General features: G+C 55.3%; 19 protein-coding genes and 1 tRNA gene. 8 read left to right on the forward strand and 12 right to left on the reverse strand.

Annotated features, from left to right (window positions below):
- Positions 1–91: 91 nt before the first annotated feature.
- The gene (locus K2184_RS19505; RefSeq protein ID WP_077257937.1) at positions 92–1489 is read right to left on the reverse strand and encodes an MFS transporter; all 1398 of its coding nucleotides are present in this window, start codon (positions 1487–1489) and stop codon (positions 92–94) included.
- Positions 1490–1927: 438 nt separating this feature from the next.
- On the opposite strand from K2184_RS19505, the gene K2184_RS19510 reads away from it, so the two are divergent.
- The 4 genes from K2184_RS19510 to K2184_RS19525 all read left to right on the forward strand — a co-directional run bounded on the left by K2184_RS19510 (position 1928) and on the right by K2184_RS19525 (position 6533).
- Positions 1928–2959, forward strand: a complete 1032-nt coding sequence (locus K2184_RS19510; RefSeq protein WP_024273773.1) for a LacI family DNA-binding transcriptional regulator — start codon at positions 1928–1930, stop codon at positions 2957–2959.
- Positions 2960–3210: 251 nt separating this feature from the next.
- The gene (locus K2184_RS19515) at positions 3211–4140 is read left to right on the forward strand and encodes a dihydrodipicolinate synthase family protein (protein WP_032691959.1); all 930 of its coding nucleotides are present in this window, start codon (positions 3211–3213) and stop codon (positions 4138–4140) included.
- A gap of 142 nt (positions 4141–4282) precedes the next feature.
- Positions 4283–5131 (forward strand): fumarylacetoacetate hydrolase family protein, encoded by an 849-nt coding sequence (locus tag K2184_RS19520; protein ID WP_163525407.1) that lies wholly within the window; start codon positions 4283–4285, stop codon positions 5129–5131.
- A gap of 112 nt (positions 5132–5243) precedes the next feature.
- Positions 5244–6533, forward strand: coding sequence for an anaerobic C4-dicarboxylate transporter family protein (locus tag K2184_RS19525; RefSeq protein ID WP_024273776.1), 1290 nt, complete (start codon positions 5244–5246; stop codon positions 6531–6533).
- Positions 6534–6712: 179 nt separating this feature from the next.
- Here the strand turns inward: K2184_RS19525 and K2184_RS19530 are convergent, their stop codons facing one another.
- The 9 genes from K2184_RS19530 to proB all read right to left on the reverse strand — a co-directional run bounded on the left by K2184_RS19530 (position 6713) and on the right by proB (position 16691).
- A complete protein-coding gene (locus K2184_RS19530; RefSeq protein ID WP_064370459.1) occupies positions 6713–7255 on the reverse strand; it encodes a hypothetical protein in 543 nt (180 codons plus the stop codon).
- A 116-nt stretch (positions 7256–7371) separates the two neighbouring features.
- Positions 7372–7821, reverse strand: coding sequence for a hypothetical protein (locus tag K2184_RS19535; protein ID WP_163525404.1), 450 nt, complete (start codon positions 7819–7821; stop codon positions 7372–7374).
- A 99-nt stretch (positions 7822–7920) separates the two neighbouring features.
- A complete protein-coding gene (locus K2184_RS19540) occupies positions 7921–9195 on the reverse strand; it encodes a hypothetical protein (protein WP_064370461.1) in 1275 nt (424 codons plus the stop codon).
- A 14-nt stretch (positions 9196–9209) separates the two neighbouring features.
- Complete coding sequence (locus tag K2184_RS19545) at positions 9210–9932, reverse strand: fimbrial biogenesis chaperone (protein ID WP_163525402.1); 723 nt, start codon at positions 9930–9932, stop codon at positions 9210–9212.
- 38 nt (positions 9933–9970) lie between these two features.
- Entirely contained in the window at positions 9971–12568 is a 2598-nt protein-coding gene (locus K2184_RS19550; protein ID WP_224261044.1) for a fimbria/pilus outer membrane usher protein, read from the reverse strand.
- A gap of 142 nt (positions 12569–12710) precedes the next feature.
- Entirely contained in the window at positions 12711–13292 is a 582-nt protein-coding gene (locus K2184_RS19555; RefSeq protein WP_064370464.1) for a fimbrial protein, read from the reverse strand.
- An 843-nt stretch (positions 13293–14135) separates the two neighbouring features.
- Positions 14136–14211: transfer RNA gene (locus tag K2184_RS19560), tRNA-Thr, on the reverse strand.
- Between the two features lie 112 nt (positions 14212–14323).
- Positions 14324–15577, reverse strand: a complete 1254-nt coding sequence (gene proA / locus K2184_RS19565; RefSeq protein WP_163525391.1) for a glutamate-5-semialdehyde dehydrogenase — start codon at positions 15575–15577, stop codon at positions 14324–14326.
- 10 nt (positions 15578–15587) lie between these two features.
- Positions 15588–16691: a glutamate 5-kinase gene (gene proB / locus K2184_RS19570; RefSeq protein ID WP_004099297.1), complete on the reverse strand. Its 1104-nt coding sequence runs from the start codon at positions 16689–16691 to the stop codon at positions 15588–15590.
- 290 nt (positions 16692–16981) lie between these two features.
- Here proB and phoE point away from each other — a divergent pair, with 290 nt between their 5' ends.
- Complete coding sequence (gene phoE, locus K2184_RS19575) at positions 16982–18034, forward strand: phosphoporin PhoE (protein WP_004099298.1); 1053 nt, start codon at positions 16982–16984, stop codon at positions 18032–18034.
- 62 nt (positions 18035–18096) lie between these two features.
- Here the strand turns inward: phoE and K2184_RS19580 are convergent, their stop codons facing one another.
- The gene (locus K2184_RS19580) at positions 18097–18660 is read right to left on the reverse strand and encodes a C40 family peptidase (protein WP_004099299.1); all 564 of its coding nucleotides are present in this window, start codon (positions 18658–18660) and stop codon (positions 18097–18099) included.
- Positions 18661–18989: 329 nt separating this feature from the next.
- Between K2184_RS19580 and K2184_RS19585 the strand changes: the two genes are divergently transcribed.
- Complete coding sequence (locus tag K2184_RS19585; protein ID WP_163525389.1) at positions 18990–19934, forward strand: LysR family transcriptional regulator; 945 nt, start codon at positions 18990–18992, stop codon at positions 19932–19934.
- Here K2184_RS19585 and K2184_RS19590 read toward each other — a convergent pair.
- Positions 19931–20998, reverse strand: coding sequence for an ABC transporter substrate-binding protein (locus K2184_RS19590; protein ID WP_017146546.1), 1068 nt, complete (start codon positions 20996–20998; stop codon positions 19931–19933). The two genes, K2184_RS19585 and K2184_RS19590, sit on opposite strands and share 4 nt — an antisense overlap.
- 222 nt (positions 20999–21220) lie before the next feature.
- Here K2184_RS19590 and K2184_RS19595 point away from each other — a divergent pair, with 222 nt between their 5' ends.
- Both K2184_RS19595 and K2184_RS19600 read left to right on the forward strand, forming a co-directional pair.
- Positions 21221–22789 carry an ABC transporter permease gene (locus K2184_RS19595; RefSeq protein ID WP_004099302.1) on the forward strand — a complete coding sequence of 523 codons (1569 nt, stop codon included), beginning with the start codon at positions 21221–21223 and terminating at the stop codon, positions 22787–22789.
- Positions 22786–23529: an ABC transporter ATP-binding protein gene (locus K2184_RS19600; RefSeq protein ID WP_004099303.1), complete on the forward strand. Its 744-nt coding sequence runs from the start codon at positions 22786–22788 to the stop codon at positions 23527–23529. The genes K2184_RS19595 and K2184_RS19600 overlap by 4 nt, the downstream gene beginning before the upstream one ends.
- Positions 23530–23536: the final 7 nt, after the last annotated feature.

Genomic DNA, 23536 nt, shown 5'->3' on the forward strand with positions numbered 1-23536 from the left:
TGAATGATCCCGGGTCAGGCGCAGCTGAATCAGCCGACTACGCCGACCTTCTGTCAGAAGCGGCTCCGTGCTTCCCGGAGCCACCGATCGTCTATGGCGACAGCTCTTCTAACGATTTCCCTTTGGTTTCAATGGCAAAAAGCCAGGTAATTAAACCGCCAATCAGCGCAATGACCGCGAAAGTGATAAACACAAAGCGGATCCCGAAGCCGCTGACGATAAAACCGACCATCAGTGGGCCTATGGAAGACCCCGCCCGGAGCCATGCGCTGGAATAGGCGGTGCCGATAGCGCGCAGTCGGGTGGGATAAAGCTCAGCCGCGTACAGATAAAGCGAAAAGGCGATGGTTTGCAGAATGGCGTAGGTGAGGCTGCCCAGAATCAGAATTTCAACGGCGGATTTTGCCCCCAGAACAGAAAGCGCAATCAGCGGAACGACGGCCAGGAGAAAGGCCCATGTGTACCAGCGCTTGCGGCCAACACGGTCGATCATCAAGGCGCAGATCACCGAAGCCACGACGCCGCAGGAGGAGGTGATCCAGCCGTAGGCCAGGCTGGTGTCGAGGGAGAGGTTAAACCAGGTTTTGTACAGGGTAGGGAACCAGGTGATCATCCCATTGTTGACGCTATATACGGTCAGCCACAGCCCCCACAGCATAAAGGTTCGGGATTTGTAGATACCGCCGAAGAGGGCTTTTACTCCTTCCGGAGCCGCTTTGTGCACCGTCGGGGCTTTTATTTCCGGTTCGGGCAATGACATCCCGCGCCTGATAACCTCAGATTCCAGCGTTGATACGACGTTCTCCGCTTCTTTCAGTCGGCCTTTTGCGGTCAACCAGCGCGGTGATTCCGGCATCAGCCAGCGCAGGGGAACGGTCAGCGCAGAAGGCACCAGACCGATTAAAAACATGACTTTCCATCCATAGATGGGCACCAGAAAATACCCCACCAACCCGGCAAACATCATGCCGATGGGGAAAATTACCTCATACAACAAAAAGAAACGCCCGCGCTTTTTGGCGCCGACAAATTCATTGATATAGGCGCTGGCCACGGGAACCTCGGCGCCGATGCCCACGCCCTGTAAAAAGCGAATGATAAGAATTGACCAGCCGTTCCAGGCAAAAAGGCAGGCGGCATCCATCAGCACGAACATGATAATGGTGATACGTAAAACGCCGATACGGCCTATTTTTTCCGCCAGTGAGCCAAAAAAAAGTGCGCCGCACAGCTGTCCCACATAGCTGGCCGCAATAATAAGACCGACAAATGTCGGCGTAAGACCCCATTCCTGAGTAAGCTGGGGGAGAGCAAATGCGATTGCAATAATGGTATAAGCATCAAAAAACGTCGATAAGCCGACGATAACGCGGATCGCTTTCAGCCGTCGGGTGATGGGGAGGCGTTCCAGCCTTGCCAGCAGCGCATCTGGCGTGGACGCCGTTCCGCTGGCAACGGCGTAATCTGAAGCAATGGCCTGAGTTGACATAGTATTACCCTGTTAAACGTTGTCTGGGGCATACACGTAAGGTTCTGAATAACCACAGGGCAACGAACCCTTATTCATAGACGTGCTGCATATAATGCTGTCTGAATTGGTTTGTGATAACGTTACTGCAATCGATTTCACTTGCAGCTAATCCTTTGCTGGATTTGTCGCTAAGTCAATTGCGCCAGTTGTATAAATGTCGAACAGTTCACAATCTGAAAAAACTTACGCGTAAAAAGGCCAGGCGGCGAACGTCGAGTAAAGTGAACAAGCTGAGTGAATTAACCACCGGGGGAGCGGCCCCTGGCAAAGTGAAGCACCATTCCTTTTGTCCGGGCGAGGTTTGACGTAAGATCCTTTAATCTCTCGGTTTGCATGATGGTATCCCTTGAACGGGCAACACGGATATTTACCCGCTTTGATGAGTTGGAGCAGCAGATGGATCAAGAAAGTGAACTGAACGATTTGCCGGAAAAAAAGCTGGCGACAATGCGGGATGTTGCTCGCGCTGCGGGCGTGAGCGTCTCGACCGTTTCGCGCGTACTCGATGAAAGGTTACCCACCTCGCGCAGCGCCTCGGCAGATAAAATTCGCCAGGTGGCGCGCGAGCTTGGCTACCGTCGGGACTATGTTGCTTCCAGCCTGCGGCGTGGCGATACCGGAACGCTTGGCGTCCTGGTTCCGAGACTGACCGATGCCGTCACGGCGATGCTTTTTGAAGAGATAGCCAGGGCGGCGGCCCGGCGAGGCTACTTTGCTATTGTCGCGACCTGCGGAGATAGCAAGGAGCAGGAGAAAAACGCCGTTGAATCGCTGCTGGATCGCCGCGTCGATGGGCTGATCATGTCCACCTGCCGGCTGGACGATCCTTTGCCGCAAACCCTGCGTGAACGGGATGTTCCTCACGTACTGGCGCTGCGCACCGATGGCTTTAGCCCCTCTTCGGTCGGGGACGATGAGCTTGGCGGCTATCTGGCTACCCGACACCTGATTGATTTAGGCCACCGGGATATTGGCCTGATTGGCGGCCCTGATTTTGCCTCCAACGCGCGCAACCGGCGTAAGGGTTTTGAGCGGGCAATGCAGGAAGCCGGGCTCAGGATCGAAGCGGAATGGTGCTGTCACTCTGATTTTAATATCGCCTCGGGGGAGCAGCAGGGAATGAAGATCCTCAGCCAGCCTCATCGCCCGAGCGCGCTGTTTGCCGTTAATGATGAGCTGGCGATTGGCGTCCTCGCGGCCGCGCACCAGCAGGGGCTGGTGATTGGCGAAGATCTCTCCCTGGTGGGCTACAATGACATTCCCCTGGTGAGCAGACTCCCCGTGGCGCTGACCTCGGTCAGGACGCCGCTGGAGCATATTGCCAGCAATGCGGTTGATATGTTATTGAATCCAGAGATAAATAATAATATGCGGGTTACCACGCCCTCCCTTATTCCACGTAAGTCTACCTCGTCTCCACGTAAATAATCCGCCTGAGATCCTCCCCGGCTTTCCTGGAGAAAGCGGGGAGGGTTGATTTTTGTAAAACGGATCTCATCCCGGATGCGGATCGCTGTTTAGTTTGTGATCTGCGTTGCATTTTTAACCAACATGGCGTTGACGGTTTTATTTTTCAGGTTCAATGTCAATGGCGTGAAAACGATTGCAGAAACGATTTCACTTGCGTTTCAAATAATCGATTAACCGTAAACAAATGCTTATTCATCAAGGGGATATTTATGATTAACATCGATCTGAGAGGTTTGACTCCGGCTCCGGTTACACCATTCACTCGCGATGGACGCGTAGACTATGATGCCATTCAGCGCCTCGGTAGCTGGCTGGGCAGCATCGACGGTGTGAAAGGTCTGGTGGTGCTTGGACACGCGGGAGAAGGGACTTTTCTGACCCAGGAAGAGCAGGCGAATGTGATCCGCGCATTTGTGAAGTCCGTGGATGATAAGCTTCCCATTATTGCCGGTATCACCGGGGAAGGGACGGAAGTGGCCGCGCTGGAGGCGAAGCGCGCCGTTGCCGCCGGCGCATCCGCAGGTTTGCTCTATCCTTCACACGGCTGGCTGCGCTTTGGCTATCAGGACGGCGCGCCTCAGGATCGCTACCGCGTGGTGTATGAGGAAAGTGGCCTGCCGCTGATTCTTTTCCAGTATCCGGATGTCACTAAAGCCACCTACAACCTGAAAACGCTGCTGGATATCTCCGCGCAGCCGGGCGTATTTGCCATGAAGAATGGCGTGCGTAATATGCGCCGCTGGGATACTGAAATTCCGGTTATTCGCCGCGAGCGTCCGGATCTGCAAATCTTAAGCTGCCACGATGAATATCTGCTGCATACCGCCTTTGATGTGGATGGCTTCCTCGTCGGCTACGGCAATATCGCGCCTGAACCGTTAATTGAGATGATCAAAGCGGGTAAAGCGGGCGATTACGTTAAAGCGCGTCAGCTGCACGATCGACTGCTGCCGGTGACCAAAAGCGTCTACCACCGCGGTTCTCACATGGAAGGGACCGTGGCCCTTAAACATGCTCTGGTTGCGCGCGGGATCCTTGAACATGCCACCGTTCGCTCTCCGCTGCTGCCGCTGGAAAATGGCGCTGAAAAAGAGATCCACGACGCCATGCGCGCCGCTGAGCTGGGCCGCGTCGGTTAATTTGTTCTGAGTCTGTTGTTAATCCGCAATACAGAAATATCGCTTACTGTATTGCGGATCATCGGTTACTTCGCCCCGCTATCTTTTGCTGCTCTTCATCATAATGCCGGGGCTTTCACCTCTGTATATTCCTGGGTGATTTATGAAACTATTAAGCTTTCGCGTTAATGATAAAAACAAATATGGCCTGGCGACCGCTGACGGCGTCATTGATCTACAGGCGCAGTTTCCTCAATATGGCAGCCTGCTGGAATTTATACCGCATCTTCATCTTGTTGATACTCTGCCGCCGTCTGCGAAACAAGCGAACTACTCTTTCGACGAGATCGCTTTTCTGCCGGTCATTACTGAACCGAAAAAAATCATCTGCGCTGGCGTGAATTATCGCGATAAAAACGCTGCCGGTAACGAGAAGTCCTCTAATCCCGTGTTGTTTATCCGCTTTGCGGATTCACAGACCGGCCATCTGACACCGCTCCTCAAGCCGGAGTGCAGCAATGAGTTTGACTATGAAGGCGAAATGGCGCTGGTGATTGGCCGTGGGGGGCGCAATATTCCTCAGCAGGAGGCGCTGCATTATGTGGCTGGCTACAGCTGCTATATGGATGGCTCGATGCGCGACTGGCAGCATGCCTGCTTTACCGGCGGGAAAAACTGGCCTGCGACGGGCGGCTTCGGCCCCTGGCTGGTGACGGCGGATGATATCCCCGACCCGCAAAATCTGAATATTACCACCCGGCTCAATGGCCAGACGGTGCAGCAGGATAATACGGGCAGCATGTTGTATTCAATTGCCGAACTCATTGCGTATATCAGCACCTTCAGCGCGCTCTCTCCGGGAGATGTCATTCTGACCGGTACGCCCGGAGGTATCGGAAAAAAACGTACCCCGCCACTCTTTATGCAGCCCGGGGACAGGGTGGAAGTCGAGATTGAGCAGATCGGATGCCTGATGAATACCGTACGCAGCGATGCCGCTGTAGCGCGATAAATTGTCTTTCACCGGCAGGTGACATCCAAAGGTATGGTGAGCGCGCGTTTGTCCGGCGGCCATGTCTTCTTGCGAAGGGGTAATGCCGGATTGGGAGCCGTGGAGGCAATATATGATATTGGTTCAGTTTCTGGTGGTGCTGCTGTTTCTGTACATCGGCATGCGGGTCGGGGGGATCGGCGTGGGGTTTGCCGGCGGTGCCGGCGTAATTGTGCTCAGTGCGCTCGGCGCCACGCCGGGTGATATGCCGATGCTGGTTATCGTATTTATCATGGTGGTGATCGTGGCGATTGCCGCCATGCAGGAGGCGGGCGGTATTGAATATCTTGTTGACCTCACCGAGCGTCTGCTGCGCCGCTATCCGCGATTGTTAGTCATCACCGCGCCGCTTTCCACCTGGCTATTGACCATGATGGCTAGCACCGGTCAGGTCTCCTTTGCCTGTATGCCGGTTATTGTCGGCGTGGCGAAAGAGAACAATATAAAACCTACCCGGGCGCTTGCTCTTTCCGTCAGCGCCTCTTTGCTGGGCATTGTGGCGTCGCCCATTTCTGCGGCGGTGATTTTCTTCTCGGGGATTCTGGAAAAGGGCCATTCCGGCTGGGGCTATATTGAGCTCATTGCGGTATCCATACCCTCCACCTTTCTGGCGCTGCTGGTCACCTCCGTTTTTTACCTGTGCTGGGACAGGATCCGCCATCAGGATCGGCTCGATGACAATCCGGTTCCGATTAAAGCAAGGACTGAGCGGGCGATCCCGCCCTGTGCCGGACGTTCGGTGCTGATTTTTATCGTCGGACTGGTTGTGGTGCTGGTTTATGCGATTGTCACCAGTCCAAAATTAGGGCTGATTGTCCATCCGGCCATGAGTAGCGGACAGGCGCGGGTAGGGGTGATGCTGGGCGTTGCGCTGCTGATTGTGGTGTGCTGCCGGGTTAACGTACACAAGGTCCCGTCCGGATCGGTGTTTAAAACCGGCATGACCTCCTGCATCTGTATCCTCGGCGTCGCCTGGCTGGGTTCAACTTTTATGGATAGCAATCAACAGTGGTTGCAAAGCGCGGTCTCGTCACACTTGTTGGATTCGCCCATTATGTTGGCCATCATTATTATGGCGGCCTCATGCTTCTTGTATTCTCAGGCGGCCTCCACAAAAATTTTATTTCCCGCCGCGCTGAGCATGGGCGTAGCCCCGGCTATTTTGGTGGCCTGCTTCCCGGCCACGGCTTCTCTTTTTATTTTGCCAAACTATCCGACGCTGTTGGCGGCGGTAGAGCTGGATGATACCGGCTCCACCAGACTGGGCCGACATATTATCGATCATCCTTTTCTGCTGCCCGGCCTGGCATCGGTGCTGCTGTCAATGCTCTTCGCCGCGGGGCTGGCTTATGGCATTCAGTGAATCCTAATAGTCCTTCATGTTGGGATGAGAAACGGATATGGGCCGTATCATCGTTTACCTGGCCCGACCTGCGGCAGGTTTTTCCGCAGGCCGAAGGAATATCGAAAACGACTTCCTGACGACTCTTTTTCCCTGCGATATAGGAAGAGCAGAAGCCAGCCCGTGGCCTGCGTTTTGACTCAGTAGTTCAGCGTTGACAGTGCGTCCATACCAGCTTGTGAATATTGATCTTTTAAATCCTCTGTGGCGTTGAAAGTAGAGATCAATAACTTGCCGTCCAGAGAAGAGAACTGCATCACGTTAAAAATCTTGCCATCCGCAGCTGGGGTGGTGATTTCCAGGCGACTCATTTTTTTGCCATTCACGGTTACTTCGGATAATGACGGTGAAAATGCCTTCATCTGGTTTTTCATCATGTCGGCAAACTGCGGGAGCTGCGCTTCACTTATGGCATTTTCCGTGACGCTGAAGGCAATGGACACCTTGCCATTCTCACTTTCCACATACCAGGCTTCTTTTGGTCGTTGTGCGGCAGGATATTTTGTCTCCAGCATCTCCTGCGGCATTCTGACAAATTTTTCCGGAAGGACCATTGTAGCCTGACCGTTGAGTATGCTGGTTCCTTTCGCCGCTGTTTCCTCTGCTGTATTACTACTGTCACATGCAGAAAGGGCTAATACCGAGCAGAATAAAAGCGGGGCGAGCAGCGTTTTGATATTCATCGTTAAAACTCCTTTTCACAGATTAAGTAATTTAAAACCCATATTCAGCCATATCGTTGGATGCCTGATTACTTCTCAGATTGGCCGTAATAAACCAGCACTACATTACTTCACGATTACTTCATAAAGTGCTGGCGCAAGTTATTAATAACGGTTGTCTTGTCCAGAATTTCACTTTCCAGCACTTCCGGTTTGGATTTATTATTCTTCATGCGCATGAATAAATCGCTGCCATCCCCCCGGCTAGAAATAGCATAAATTTCAGGGCCTGCGTTGATCAGCAATGCTTCTTTCATGTCGCCGGAATCAAACATCACTTTCAATCTCCGTGGGCCTATTGCCTCATTCATTGAAGCAGAGTCATTGAGTTTCCCTGCATAATAAGATACGCCCGTATCACGTTTACAGACCAGGATTTCTTTGCGGTGGTCCGAGAACTGGCCATAAAATACGACTGGCTCAGGCGCACAACGCTTCGCCGCCATTTCCGTCATTTTGTCACTGGCGACTGCGGTATTCAGTAACATACCAAACGGAATAATAAGCACTGCAATATACTTTTTCATCCTTTACTCTCTTAATAATTTCTTGAGGGTTAAAAATTTTGTATATTCCTGCAACGGTTGATAATGGTTTATCAGCACGGTAAGACCGGTGATTCCCTTTTAGTTGTACGTTACCCAGATATTGACCTTCCCGGAGACCGGGCCGGTATAGTTATTTCCTCCGACGGTAATAGATCCGTTCTGGATATAATTGGCGGTAAACATGGCCTGACTTGTGGAGGTATAAAGCGGTACAGATTCTGCTTCAGTACGCACCTGACCATGGCTCCCCGTACTGGTCTGGGTGACGCCGTCGACGTTAATCCGCTCGCCGTTGTACTTCATCTGAATTTCAAGTCCGTTAACCTTGTTCCCCCCGCCGTCATAGAGGGTGATGTTTTTTTCTGCCAGTGAAGAGGGTGAACTGCCGGTATCTTCAAACCGGAACTGAACGTCCGCCACCTTGCCAGAGCACTCCAGATTCAGGCCGACAGGAACAGCGGCACCAGTGGCCGGACTGCCCATATGGTTTACCGTGTCTGCCGCCCAGGTTCCCATGCTGATGCTGTAATCGGTGGTGCGAAGTCTGCACGATGGCGATACCACCGTGACAGCATTACCCGCCAGAAAATCGGTTGGCAGTGCTGGTTGCAGTACGGCTGTTGTGTTCCAGTACATTGAAGGGGAACCGCCCACTCCCAGGCTACCATACTGGACAGTATCTGCCGTTTTTATCAGATCCGCTTTAACAGAAATTCCCTGTGCAATAGTCTTAATTGAGTACCGATAAGCGCTGGGGCCGGTTGCGTAGATCCTTGTATAAAGATACGCCTGGGGTAAACCAGAACCTCCCCACACATAGACGACATCTCGTGGAGCCGGATAAACTTGTATCTGACCGTTAACCCTTTGCAGGGCCACATAACTGTAGTCATTGCCAGCGCCATCCACTGCTGAATCCGTATCCGCTTTGACGGACAGACGGATCCCGATCCCCGACAGCGTGGTGGCATATACCGGGTTGGTGCTGCTGAGCAATGGACTAGCGGTCATGCCCGTGAAACGGAAATCTGCAACAATAAGATTCCCGCTAATACTTCCGTTATTCACATTTGTGTAGTTAGTACTGTTATCAATACCGCTACCCGTACACTGAATCCGGAATCCTGGTAAAAAACTGTTAAAGTCCCATGAATACAGGACCGTTCCGACAGGCACGGCACTATCCACCACCAGCGTCCGCGGTATCTGAAACGGACGGATATCCGGCACGGTATAGCCGCAGGAGCCCGCTGGTTGCCCCGCATGGTCTCCTGTGGCCCAGGTATAGTTGTATGTGAATGTCACCGCCATTGCCGGCATTCCGATCAGCCCCGCCGACAGTAACAGAGCCACTCGCCATATTCTGCTCACGGCCTGACCTCCTGGCTGTGCTCTTCACCGGCGCCGCCCCAGTCATTCATCGCGCTCCATGTCACCGCGACCGGGGATGCTCCCGCCTGCGACGGCAGGCTGTAACGCTGGCTCCCCTTTGGCGGCACCATGGTGTTTTTGTTTTCCGGCGTCACTTTTTTGCAGCTTTCGCAGCCCGCCGTCAGGCGCCCGAAGCTGATGTAATACGGCGTGGGGTTGGTGGCTACCAGCCACGTCTGGCTACCTTCACGCTGCAGGCTCCAGCGCAGCGCGCCGGCCGACGCTCTTGCCCCTTCCGACGTCAGCCCCGCCGGGCGCACAAATACTTTTATCCGACTTCTTACCGCTACCACCAGTCGGTTAGCCGTGTCTTTTGCCTTCGGCGGGATCTCCTGCAGCGATAGCCAGTACACCGACTCTCTGTCCTGAGGGATTTCTCCCCGCATGACCACCAGACGGAGTTTACCCTCACTCTTACCCTCCATCTTCATCACCGGCGGCGTCAGCACCAGCGGTATGCCGCTATCCCGGCCCTGTAAATCTTCCAGCCACGACTGCAGCATGTAGGTGGTATCGCTGTCATTGATCACCCCAACCGTTGTTTCTTTATCTTCCGCGTAGGCCACCACTCTTGTCAGTTGGGGCCGAACGGCGGCATCCGCCATAAAAGAGAACAATCCGGCCGCAAGGAGGCCTGCGCATATCTGTTTGAATGTCATTTTTCTGTCCTGTTTATTTCGTTTAACTACGACTGCCGCTAACGGCAGTTCACGATAATCTTCTTGTGCCAGTTGTCCGGCTTCAGCTGCTCAGGCGTGGCCGCGGGTAGCGTAAATCGGCACTGTGAGCCTGGATCCTCTCCCCAGACGGCCCGCAGGTGCGCGTCGTTGCGCGCATCGAGACCGCTCAGGTAGGTCACTCCGCGGTTGCCGACAATGCCGACTTCTTCACGCGATGCCCCGTTTTCTTCGTCGGCGTACACCATCGCCCCTAAAGGAATATTTCCGGAGCCGCGTAGTTCCACCATCGCGCGCCGTCCGACCCGTGAGGCAAATTTCAGCAGAACCGCTGCGCCTTCGCTCGGCACCACTTTGCGCGTGGTCTCCTTCAGTTCCACGTTATCCACGCCCGAGTGATCCAGGTTTATCTCGTTGTACCGGTACGGCGTCAGCCAGGTCACCATGGCGTGACCAAAGAGGTCGGTCTTCGCATTCCCCGTCCCCGAGACGCCAATACCCTGAGCACCTGAGGTGTCCACTATTGCCACCGTATCGCCCAGCACCGGAGACAGCACTACGCCGCCGCCGTACAGCGTCACGCCGCCGCTCATCCCGGCCGAAATCTGGTTGTAGCTGTTGCTGTGGCTCAGACCGCCGCTGATACTGGCCATGCTGCCGTTGTAGCCCAGGCTGCCGGACTGGCTATATTTCCCCTGCACATCGCGGAGTACGTTTGCCGAATAGGTGACCGTGTTGTCCAGCGCGCTGCCTGAGTAACCCAGCGACTGGCTGTACTGATTGTCCCTGTTGCGCACCAGACCATAGTTCAGCGAGCCGTAGTTCCGGCTTCTTTCGCTTCCCGAGCTAAGGGGAATGCTGACCGACAGACTGACCTGCCGGTCTGAATGTTCGTCATCCCGGGAGTCCGTCAGCGACAGCGAGATCGTGCTGCTGCCAATGCTGGTACCTATCCCTCCGGTAACGGAGGTGCTTTTCTGGCTGGTGCCGTAATAGCGGTCCTGACTGACCGTCATGTAGAGGCTGCCGATATCCGACACATTCTGATTGATGGTCATCTCCAGCCGGTTACGCTTGCGTCGTTCATAGAGGTCGTATACGTCGTCATCCTCAGGACGCGCGCGTCGGCTATCACGCATCAGGAATTCCTGGAACTCGAGAAAATCTTCCGAGCGGTACTGATAGCCCATGATCTGCAGCGAGGTATCCGATGTCTCAAAATGGCGCGCGTACTGAATGCGCACGGCTGAGCCGTCACGGGTGTTATTCTCATCTTCAGGGTTCCGGTAGCGGGCGTGGGCAACTTCAGCGGAGAACGCTCCGATATTCCCGGCATTCCATGAGACGCCGGCCGACAGAGTCTGGTAGTGCGCTGACGCCAGCAGCGAGCTGCCAAACGTGAAGTGTTCAAAGCCGCGCTCCAGCGCGCCGGATATCACTACGGGCTCCTTCACATCGCTGCCCTGGCTGCGGTATTGCCCGGCCGCGACGCTGTAGCGTACTGCGCCGGGGCGGATCATATTCGGCAGGGCGGTGTAGGGCACCCGGAACACCTGCCGCTGTCCATCAGACTCTTCCACCGTCGCTTCAAGATCGGCCCCCACCTGAGCGCTATAGAGATCTTCAATCGCAAAGGGCCCCGGCGTCAGGGTGGTGCTGTATATCACCCGTCCCCGCTGGCGAACGGTCAGACGCGCGTTGGTTCGCGCCACGCCACGAATAACCGGAGCAAAGCGAAACTGGTTATCCAGCGACATCTTCTCGCTGGTTGCCAGCGAGACGCCGCTCAGCGGTACCGTCCCGGCCATATAACCTGACGTCCAGGTATAAATTTCGCCAACCTGTAGCTGACTGCGCAGCGCGGCAAAATCCCGGGAGAGATAGCTGCGGTCATGGTCAGACTCCCAGCCCCGCTGGTCGCTTTTATAAAAAGAGTCAATACTGTACAGGCGCCATGCGCCCAGCGAACCCACGCTGTTGAGATTGACGTAGGCGCTGCGCGATGTATCGGTTGCGGATGTACCCTGGTCACCTGAGCTGCGTCCGGTTTTGATTCTCGAAGTATAGTAGTAACCGTTATAGCTGGTGCGCAGGCTGGGTACACCATGATCCCATTCCTCAGGCAAAATCATGGTGAAATATTTTTTGTCCACCGCCTCCTGGGGAACCGTAATAAATAATCTTTGCTGACTGTCCTTATAACTTAAAGCCGAAGAGGGGATCCGTTTCTTCAGATCGTAGCATGGTGCAGTACTCTCCGGCGCATTGTCTTCGTAGAGATCTGTTTTTATTCCCAGCGCCTTTAGCATAGTAGCGGTCAGGCAGGGTTTAGTTTCATGGCTGTCGGTACTGACGAACTCCACGTCTATTTTTCCGGCAAGCTGCTCGTTCACCATTATCTCAGTATTTTTAATACCGGGCGTCAGCGCATCTTTATAGATAAACACGTCCGGTGAAGCACCATTCTTTTCCCGGTGCAAATATGACTCTTCAAAACCGGAGCCAGCAAAACTTTTACCGGCTAAGAGACTGCATAAAATAACAGCTGCAGTTATTGTTTTTAATCCGGCCTCCCTTTCCGGAAGTAGAAAATTAGACAGTGACAGTAATATAGCCATGGATACAATCCCTGTTCACTAGTAAAAATGAGGCTGGCAATCAACAGTCCTGAATAAGGGACCGTTCAATGACATGTAAATGATTGTCTGCTCCGGTAAAATTACCGGGCAGACAAAATACGCTAACGGACAGAAGCAAATATCAGAAATAAGAAATGATATATTCTGCTGTTCCGGCGACAGCTCCGGCGGTAACGCCCGTGGTCAGCGATTTATAAGCTGCCTGATAGTTCAGCGTCACCGGACCTGAAGTTACAGGAAGCGCCTGGCCTGCATCTACGTTCGCGCCGCCGTTAAGGTCAATCTGAGATCCGCCAGAGCTGAGGATAGCGACAGCAACGTTTTGCGCGCCACCGACGGCAGTGTTGCCCATCACAAAGTTATCGCCGGAGGCCGGAGATGGGGTTGTGAAAATAGCGCGTACGTTCTGCAACGCGGCGGTCGCCTCGCAGCCGGTCAGAGAGATAGAGAACGGGGTGTGGCCCGCGTAGGTACCAACGGCAGCATTGAGGGTGGTATCCGTTACGTTTGGCAGCGCAACCGTAGCCGGGTTGCTCATGGCGCCGCCCGCAGGACCAGCACCTACAATGGTGGTACAAGCGCTCGAGGTGACATTCCCGGTAAAGTTGATTGTGCCATCTGCTGCTACAGCATTTAAACTGAATAAGACTGTGAATACTGAAGACGCCAGTAAAGTTTTATTCATGACATTTTTCATGTTCATAATAGGTTCCTTTCGCATAGTTGCATACTCCAGACGCCTGGAGTTTCACATTTTAAAAATCATTAGGCAGTACAACAAAAATATATGTTATTTCTGTTGGGAAGATTATTGCAAAAGGAATGGAAAACTGTCATTTTAAATGAGTTTAAACGGTCTTAAAGACTATTATGCGATCTTAAATGAAAAATATCAGCTACAAAAATGAAACATGACAAAAATAACTCTTTGATTTTTATGGGGTTTGTTTTTGTGATGAAAAAAAATAAACCGGCCGCTTTTACAATCTTTAACCTGCCGTAAAAATAATACCACTTACTGGTTTATATCTGCATGGAAAAATTTTAATATTGGTGATATTAAACGTTAATTATTTGATGCAAAATGAGACAGTGTACTGAAACGCTAAGCACAAGGTATAAGATTTTTTACTGCGCAAACGAAAAGATGTCAGCTTTTTTTATTTTCAATCTGCGGATAGCAATTGTTTACAGGCATACCTGGTCTGGTCGTCATTAATCATGACTGATGCTCCTTGATTATCTAAAGAGAACTCGCCCGATAAAATTAAACGATATATGACCAGGATGAGAGATAAGCAAAATTAGAGGCGCAGTTAAATGGCGCTTTCGATAATTTGAGCGAAAGGCGTAAGGCTACCCTGTGATTTGTAAAGGCGTGCCATTACGCTGTTTATCGCAGTCAACCCAAAATGCCCCCACTTATGCCCTCAACTATGTCTTGATTTCGGATGAGTCCAGTTGATAACAGCAAATAAGATACGCGCCAGAAACAGCAGTAGAAGGGCTTCGAGTTGATTTAGATAGATCTGGGAAAAGTTTGAGATGGTGCCGATAATAGGAGTCGAACCTACGACCTTCGCATTACGAATGCGCTGCTCTACCAACTGAGCTATATCGGCTCTGCAAGACGTGCTGACGAGCGTAAGCACGGGATAGAAGGTTAAAACTAAGTGGGTGATGCGTCAATGCCCTTGTGAATCAAACGGCTACTTTTGCATCACCCAATGCGCATTAAGCACGAATGGTATCGTCGCCGAAACCAATCCACTTATAGGTCGTCAGGGCTTCCAGCCCCATCGGGCCGCGCGCGTGCAGCTTCTGGGTGCTGACCGCCACTTCCGCGCCGAGGCCGAACTGGCCGCCGTCGGTAAAGCGGGTAGAAGCGTTGACGTACACTGCCGAGGAGTCCACCTCGTTGATAAAGCGGTTCGCGTTGCCCAGGGTGCGCGTCAGGATGGCGTCGGAATGCTGGGTGCCGTGCTCGCGAATATGCGCTACCGCTTCATCCTGATCGGCCACCACCTTCACGTTCAGATCCAGCGACAGGTACTCGTTGTCATACTGCTCCGCTTTCACCGACTCTACGCTGGCCGGGCCGTTTTGCAGCGCGGGCAGGGAGGCCGCATCGGCGTGCAGTCTGACGCCGCTTTCTGCCATCTGCTTGCTCAGCGCGGGCAGGAAGCGTTCGGCGATATCCTGATGTACCAGCAGCGTTTCGACCGAGTTACAGGCGCTCGGGCGCTGCACTTTGGCGTTAACGATCACTTTCAGCGCTTCGGCAACGTCAGCGGAGTGGTCGATATAAATATGGCAAACGCCGATCCCGCCGGTAATCACCGGAATCGTCGACTGTTCGCGGCACAGCTTATGCAAACCTGCGCCGCCGCGCGGGATCAGCATATCGATATACTTATCCATCTTCAGCATCTCGCCGACCAGCGCCCGATCCGGACTCTCAATCGCCTGGACGGTGGCTGCCGGTAAGCCGCACTCCTGCAGCGCCTGCTGAATCACTTTCACCGTGGCGGCATTGGTGCGCCAGGTCTCTTTGCCGCCGCGCAGAATCGCCGCGTTGCCGGTTTTCAGGCACAGAGAGGCGACGTCGACGGTCACGTTCGGGCGCGCTTCGTAAATCACGCCTACCACGCCCAGCGGCACGCGACGGCGCTCAATGCGCAGGCCGCTGTCCAGCAGGCCGCCGTCGATCACCTGACCAACCGGGTCCGCCAGGTTGCAGACCTGACGAACATCGTGAGCAATCCCGCTCAGGCGCGCCGGGTTAAGCGCCAGGCGATCGAGCAGCGCCTCGCTCAAACCGTTAGCGCGCGCTTCCGCCAGATCCTCAGCGTTAGCCCGCAGGATCGCGTCGGTCTGCGCTTCAAGATAGTCGGCAATCTTTTCCAGCACCTGGTTTTTTTCGCGGCTTGAAAGCTGCGCGAGTTTGTACGAGGCCGCTTTGGCAGCAATGCCCATTTGTTCCAGCATTTTCAGCTCCTTAACGGATAATCATGTCGTCACGGTGGACGGCGACCGGGCCATATTCATAGCCCAGAATGGCATCGATCTGCTGCGAGTGCTGCCCGGCGATACGGCGCAGCGCATCGCTGTTATAGCGGCTGACGCCGTGGGCGATATCGCGGCCTTCAAGGCTGCGAATGCGGATCACTTCGCCGCGCGAGAAGTTGCCGGTGATGGTTTTAATCCCTTTAGGCAGCAGGGAACTGCCGCGTTCAAGAATTGCCTGGGTCGCACCGGCGTCAACGGTAATTTCGCCCGCCGGCGGCGCGCCGAAAATCCAGCGTTTGCGGTTTTCCAGCGGCGACTCCTGGGCGTGGAAGCGGGTGCCTACGGAAACCCCCTCCATCACGTCGCCAATCACGCCAGGGCGGCTACCGGCGGCAATGATCGTATCAATACCCGCGCGGCAGGCGACGTCGGCGGCCTGCAGCTTGGTGCCCATACCGCCGGTACCTAAACCCGACACGCTATCGCCCGCGATAGCGCGCAGGGCGTCATCAATGCCGTAAACGTCTTTAATCAGCTCGGCCTGCGGGTTGTTGCGCGGGTCGGCGGTGAACAGCCCCTGCTGATCGGTCAGCAGCAGCAGTTTATCGGCGCCCGCGAGAATTGCCGCCAGCGCCGAAAGATTATCGTTATCGCCGACTTTAATTTCAGCGGTCGCCACGGCGTCATTTTCATTAATGACCGGCACGATATTGTTATCCAGCAGCGCGCGCAGGGTATCGCGGGCGTTAAGGAAGCGTTCGCGGTCTTCCATATCGGCGCGGGTCAGCAGCATCTGGCCAACGTGAATGCCATAAATAGAAAAAAGCTGTTCCCACAGCTGGATAAGACGGCTCTGGCCGACAGCTGCCAGCAGCTGTTTCGACGCAATGGTCGCGGGCAGTTCCGGGTAGCCGAGGTGCTCACGTCCGGCGGCTATCGCCCCGGAGGTGACGATCACAATTCGATGACCCATCGCGTGCAGCTGCGCGCACTGACGCACTAATTCAACGATATGGGCGCGGTTCAGGCGGCGGGATCCGCCCGTTAAAACACTGGTGCCCAGTTTTACCACCAGCGTCTGGCTATCACTCATGATTCTCTGCCGTTCAAAAAGGAGTTTCGATATCGAGTTGATGTTGTAACAGGAGTGAGCCCGCTTGCCAACACCTGGCGTGGTGGACGAACCACTTCATTGCGCGGATCGGGCATTCTGGCGAGAAAATATGACACATTCATGACGGAAATAATTTAATACTCTTTTTAAGTAAAAGTTCCATGTTGTCATAAATTTTTAATATTAGAGCGTTAAAAAACCTGCAGTTTTTGACAGGGCTTCCGCCCGGAATTGATTAGCGCGTATAAATAAATTACCAGGACTGAATAATGAAAAAGAGCTCACTGGCATTAATGATGATGGGTCTTATTGCTTCTTCGGCTACCCAGGCGGCAGAAGTTTATAATAAAAACGGTAATAAACTGGACGTCTACGGCAAAGTCAAAGCGATGCACTATATGAGCGACTATGACAGCAAAGATGGCGATCAGACTTACGTTCGTTTCGGCATTAAAGGTGAAACGCAGATTAACGACGATCTGACCGGCTACGGCCGTTGGGAATCGGAGTTCTCCGGCAACAAAACCGAAAGCGACTCCACGCAGAAAACGCGTCTGGCGTTCGCCGGGGTGAAAGTGAAAAACTACGGCTCATTCGACTATGGTCGTAACCTCGGCGCGCTGTACGACGTCGAAGCCTGGACCGATATGTTCCCGGAATTCGGCGGCGACTCTTCCGCTCAGACCGATAACTTTATGACCAAACGCGCCAGCGGCCTGGCCACCTGGCGCAACACCGATTTCTTCGGCGTGGTAGATGGCCTGAATCTGACCCTGCAATATCAGGGCAAAAACGAAGGTCGCGACGCGAAGAAACAGAACGGCGACGGTTTCGGTACCGCCCTAAGCTACGACTTCGGCGGCAGCGACTTTGCCGTCAGCGCGGCCTATACCAGCTCCGATCGCACGAACGACCAGAACCTGCTGTCTCGCGGTACGGGTAAAAAAGCGGAAGCCTGGGCAACCGGCCTGAAATATGACGCCAACAATATTTACCTGGCGACCATGTACTCAGAAACCCGCAAAATGACGCCAATCAGCGGCGGTTTTGCCAATAAAGCGCAGAACTTCGAAGCCGTGGCGCAGTACCAGTTCGATTTCGGACTGCGTCCGTCCCTGGGCTACGTGCTGTCAAAAGGTAAGGATATTGAGGGCGTAGGCAGCGAAGATCTGGTCAACTATATTGATGTTGGCGTGACGTATTACTTCAACAAAAATATGAATGCCTTTGTGGATTACAAAATTAACCAGCTGAAGAGCGATAATAAGCTCGGCATCAACGATGATGATATCGTTGCTGTCGGTATGACCTATCAGTTCTGATAAGTTAACAGCTAACAGACAACAAAGCCGCCGTGGTGACAGGGCGGCTTTGTTATGAGTGATTAACGATTTTTTGCCAGATGCAGATTATCGTTATTCATGGTTATCTGGGCGTTATATTCCTTCGGCAGGCGGCGAGCCTGGTAGAATACCGATTGCCAGTATGGATTATCCAGCGAAGAGCGCATCACGCCCTGGCTGGTGGAGGCATGAAGAAAATTACGGTCGGTATCATAGAAACCGACGTGCATGCCGCCTTTAATACGGAAGAAGACTAAATCTCCCGGCCGCAGCTGCCGCGGGCTTACGCGCTCGCCCATATGCAGAAGCTCGCGCGTCGTAATGCGCTCCATCGGCAGGTTGAAGCGATCTTTGAGCGTGCGCCAGACAAACCCGGAGCAGTCGACGCCGCTTTGCTCCGTCCCGCCCCATTCGTAGGGCGTTCCCTCCCAGGTATGCATTTGATCGTGCAGCGCGGCGATCACCGGGATCAGATCGTCTGAACCCCCGTCGATGGTCGAGTGACTACTCTGGGCGGCGGTTTTATGCGGTTTCGATGAGGATGAACATCCTGCCAAAAGCAAAAAAGGAACAAACAGTAGCGCGTGAGAGAGTCTGGGCTTCATATCATTGTTTTTCGTCACTGAAAACGGGCCGTGATATTTTATAGCCGATTCGCTACGGCCTCAGAATGACCAAACGCAAAATTTACGAAACCTTACGTAATTAATAGGGGCAGGATCGTGCAGTGAAAATAACGCGCATTATTTAACGCCAACCTGAACTTATCGTATTAATAAATTTTTTCTCCGTGAAACAATATTTCACAAATATTCGCGTGTGACGCAACCGGGCAGATTCACTTCAAGGTGAAAGATCCTCATCATCCCGCCATTGCGCCGCCAGGCTCCCCTCCAGTACTTTTGAGGAATAAGAGAGAGAGTGGGGCGGGCTAATGCATCTGGATTTTCGCCAACTGCGCAACTTTGTGGCGCTCGTTGAGTACGGCAGTTTTAATCGCGCGGCCGAGGCGGTGTGCCTGTCGCAGTCGGCATTCAGCCGCAGCATCCAGGCGCTGGAGCAGAGCGTCGGGCATCCTTTATTTGACCGGCAGAGCAAGCTACCGACGCTCACTCTGCATGGGCAAAAGCTGCTGCCTTACGCCCGCCGTTTTCAGGAACTTAACGTCGAGCTCAGCAGCCAGCTGCGCGAAGCGGACGATGCGCAAACCGGCGAGGTCGCCTTTGGCTGCGGCCCGGCCCCCGCCGCGAGGCTGATTCCGGCTGCCATCGGCGAGTTTCATCGTCTTTTGCCGCAGGCGAAGGTGCGCTTTCAGATTGATAACTGGCTGGCTCTGCATCAGGCGCTCACCTCCCAGAGCTATCCTTTTGTCGTCGCCGACAGCTGGCAGGCAGAGCTCGACCCGCAGCTGCGCGTTCAGCCACTCAGCCCGCAGCGCTGCTTTTTCGTCTGCCATGCCGGGCATCCGCTGGCAAAACAGGGTCCGGTCTCTATTCAGGCGATGCTGCGTTACCCCTTTGCGGCACCCTATCTGCCGCCGGGCGTGCGCAAAGTGCTGGCGACCCTCAGCCAGCAGCAGGACTTCGCGCCGGCGATTCAGTGCGACCATATCTACGCGCTGCTTTCGACCCTGGCGCGAACCAATGCGATTAGCTTCGCCAGCGAGGATGGCTTCGCGCTATGCCAGCACAGCCATCGGCTGGTTAAGCTGGAGCTCAGCGATCTGCCTGAAGAGTGGCGGCTGATGCAGACCCGGTTTGCCATTATCTCTCCGGTTCATGCGGCTCAGCCGCCGCTGGTTGCGAAACTGATAGAGATGATCCTCCATACCGATCGTCAGCATCAGCTGCAGCTGCTGGCCCAGGAGGAAGGGAGTTAACCGGCGTTTTTCGCCTGGCCTTGGGCATCGTACTGCGGCCAGCGATTTTCCAGCTGCTGGGCTTTCAGCGCCCGCTCGACAAACTGGCCGTCCACCCACTGGCTGACGTCGAAAGCGCTGCGGATCAGGCGGCCCGAGTGAGCCTGCCCGACGCTGCTGCTAAAGCTGGCGGTCAGGAACGGGTCGATGCGCGGCGAGGTGGTAAAGTTCAGATCCTGCGGCTGCAGCTCTTCGAGAAACAGCGCCTGCGGGATCTGGCTCTGCTGCGCCATCTCGGCGGACCAGGCGTCGCGATTGGCCGGGTCACTGATTTCAGCGGCGTTCTTCACCAACACGTTAACGATCTGCTGGGTCGCCTGCGGCCAGGCGTCTATAAACGTCTGCGTGCCGAGGAACCCGGCCTGAGTGGTGTTCTGGCGGCCGGAGTCACCGCTTTTGACGACCACATCAATCTTATCGCCGCGTAGCGCCAGCAGCGAAACGCCGCCCCACACCGCATCGACGCGACCGGCCGCCAGCGCCGCTTTGCCGGCGTTCCAGTCGAGGTTGATCACCTGCAGGCTGCGCTCGTTGAGGCCGACGGTTTGCAGCGCCCGGTCAAAGGCCAGCTGGTCCGCCGTGCCGCGATAAACCGCCACCCGTTTGCCTTTCAGATCGGCGAGGGTTTTAATCCCGGAAGCTTTGGTCACCGCGAGGTAAGATTCCGAACCCCGGCTGCCCAGCAGCAGGCGCGTCGGCAGCCCGTTGGCCTTACCGATAATCGCCGCCAGATCGCCGAGGTAGACAAAATCCAGCTGGCGGTTGGCTAACGCTTCATTTACCGCCGGACCGGCGCCTTTGAAAAACTGCCACTGCACTTCCACGCCCTGCGGCTTAAACACCTCTTCCAACTGATGGCGGATAAACGCCATGCCGACCGGCCCCTCAATAAAGGGTTTACTGCCCGCGCTCTGGTCCGGCACGCCGATGCGGATAGTGCGTAGCGTTTCGGCCTGGACGCTGGACGCCAGGCCGATGACCGCGACCAGCGCCAGCAAGGTGCGGTTGAATATTGCTTTCATCATAACGTGTTGCTCCCTTGAGTTTTTTCTCACCCTAAAGAGCCGACGGGTAACGTGTTAAATGCTTTTATTCGCCAAGCATTGCCGAAAAAAAGCTAAATCAGAAGCCGCGTGCCCGCCAGGCTGAAATGCATTTGATGCATCGGGATTATTCGCCTTACGCAATGGCGGCGAAGCGTGAGGCACGTTTTGATAGCGACATGACTGACTGAAAAGTGGACCGAAATGTCACAGATGATCTTAAGAACGGATGCTCCCGGCAGGCCGGGGTTCAGGCTTAACGGCTGGCCGTGGCTGCTGCCTGCGTTACTGCTGCTGCTGTGGTACATCGCCGCGCGCGAGGGATGGATGCCGGAGCAAATTTTGCCCGCGCCGTCGGTGGTTGCCGATACCGCCCTGTCGCTGCTGAGCGGCGATCTACTGGCGCAGTGGGGATTCAGCCTTCAGCATCTGGCGCTTGGCCTGCTGCTGGGCGCCATCGCAGGCACGCTGCTCGGGGCGCTGTTCGGCCTGGTGCCGGCCGCCGCGCAGCGGGTGGAACCGCTGTTTTACGCGCTGGCGCAAATCCCGACGCTCGGCTGGATCCCGCTGTTTATGGTGCTGTTCGGGATCGATAACGGCCTCAAGCTGGCGGTGATCGTCAAAACCACCGTAGTACCGATGACCATTAATACGCAGCAGGCGGTGGCCGGCGTGCCGTTGACCCTGAGCGAAGCCGCAAGAGTAATGAATTTTTCCCGCTGGCAGCGGCTGCGCTGGCTGGTGATCCCGGCAAGCCTGCCGGGCTGGTTTACCGGCCTGCGTCTGGCGCTATCGCAGGCCTGGGTGTCGCTTATCGTCGTGGAACTGCTGGCTTCTTCGGAAGGTATTGGCTACCTGATGGTCTGGGGTCGTCAGCTGTTTCAGCTGGATATCGTCTTCGTCACCATTGCGGTGGTTGGCCTGAGCGGCATGCTGATGGAGTGGGCGGCGAACCGGGCCTGTTCCCGGCTGGTGTTCTGGCCGCAGCCTGCCGCCGGACGCCTGGCGTGGAAACCGCAGGCCAGCTGGCGGGCGCTGCAGCTGCCGTTAGTTCTGCTGGCGCTGTGGCAGCTGGCCTGCCAGTCAGGCTGGATTGATGAAGCCTTGTTCTCTTCGCCGCTGGCGGTAGCGGTGCGCTTTATTCAGGGCATCCTGAGCGGGGAGCTGACTACGGCGATGTTGGCCAGTCTCGGACGGGCCTTTGTCGGCGGCGCGCTGGGGATTACGGGCGGCCTGCTCTGCGGACTGCTGCTGGCGCTGCGCCCGCGCGCCGGGCAAATCTTCACGCCCACGTTAAACGTGCTGCGCCATATCGCCCTGTTTGCCTGGCTACCGCTGCTGACCGCATGGGTGGGCAACGATAACGGCGGCAAAATCGTCTTTATCGCGCTGGCGTCGTTCTTTCCGATGTTCTTCAGCACGCTGCAGGCCGTGCTGCAGCGTAACCCGCAGCTCGATGAAGTGGCCAGGGTACTGCGCCTGGGCGAATTAGCGCGCCTGCGCAGGGTTATTCTTCCCGGCGCGGCGCCGGGGATCTTCGCCGGTCTACGGCTGGCGCTGATTTACGCCTGGCTTGGCAATATCGGCGCGGAATATTTCATGTCCTCCGGCGTCGGCATCGGCAGCCTGATGATCAACGCCCAGCAGCTGCTGGATATGCCCACCATTCTCTGCGGCATGGTGCTGGTCGGTATCACCGGCGCGGCGCTGGATAAAGCCGGACGTTTACTGGAAATGCGCGCCACCCGCTGGCGTCAACAGGAGCAGCTATGACCTCTTCAACTCTGGTCTCTTTTCGCCACGTGCGTAAATCCTGGCAACAGGTAACGGCGCTACAGAATTTCAGCCTGGATATCGCCGCCGGTGAACTGGTGGCGCTGGTGGGCAGCAGCGGCTGCGGTAAATCGACGCTGCTGCGGATGCTGGTAGGCCTGGAGTCAGCGACCCAGGGCGAAATTCGCATTAACGGCGAGCCGGTCACCGGCGTGGGCAAAGAGCGCGGCATCGTATTTCAGGAGCCGCGCCTGTTTCCGTGGCTGAAGGTGATCGACAACGTGATGCTCGGTCTGGCGGATGAAAAGCTCAGCCGGGCGGAGAAGCGCCAGCGGGCGCTGGAAATGCTGGAACGCGTGCAGCTCAGCGAATTCGCCAACGCGCTGCCCGCGCAGCTCTCCGGCGGTATGGCCCAGCGGGTCGCCATTGCCCGCGGCCTGGTGGCCCGTCCGCAGATTCTGATGCTCGATGAGCCTTTCGGCGCGCTGGATGCCCTGACGCGCCATACCCTGCAGCAGGAACTTTTACAGATACATCAGCGCGCGGGAACCACCACGCTGCTGGTGACGCACGATGTGGAAGAAGCCGTCGCCCTGGCCGACCGGGTCGTTGTGCTCTCGCCGCGTCCGGGGCGGATACGGGAAGTGGTAAGCCTGGCGCTGCCCCATCCGCGCCAGCGCGACGATGCCGCGTTTACCGCCGCCTGCCGCCAGATACGCAATCTGATTACTTCTGCCTGATTCTTTA

This window comes from Klebsiella sp. K5-306 (genome assembly GCF_051835185.1).
Lineage (GTDB): Bacteria > Pseudomonadota > Gammaproteobacteria > Enterobacterales > Enterobacteriaceae > Klebsiella > Klebsiella oxytoca.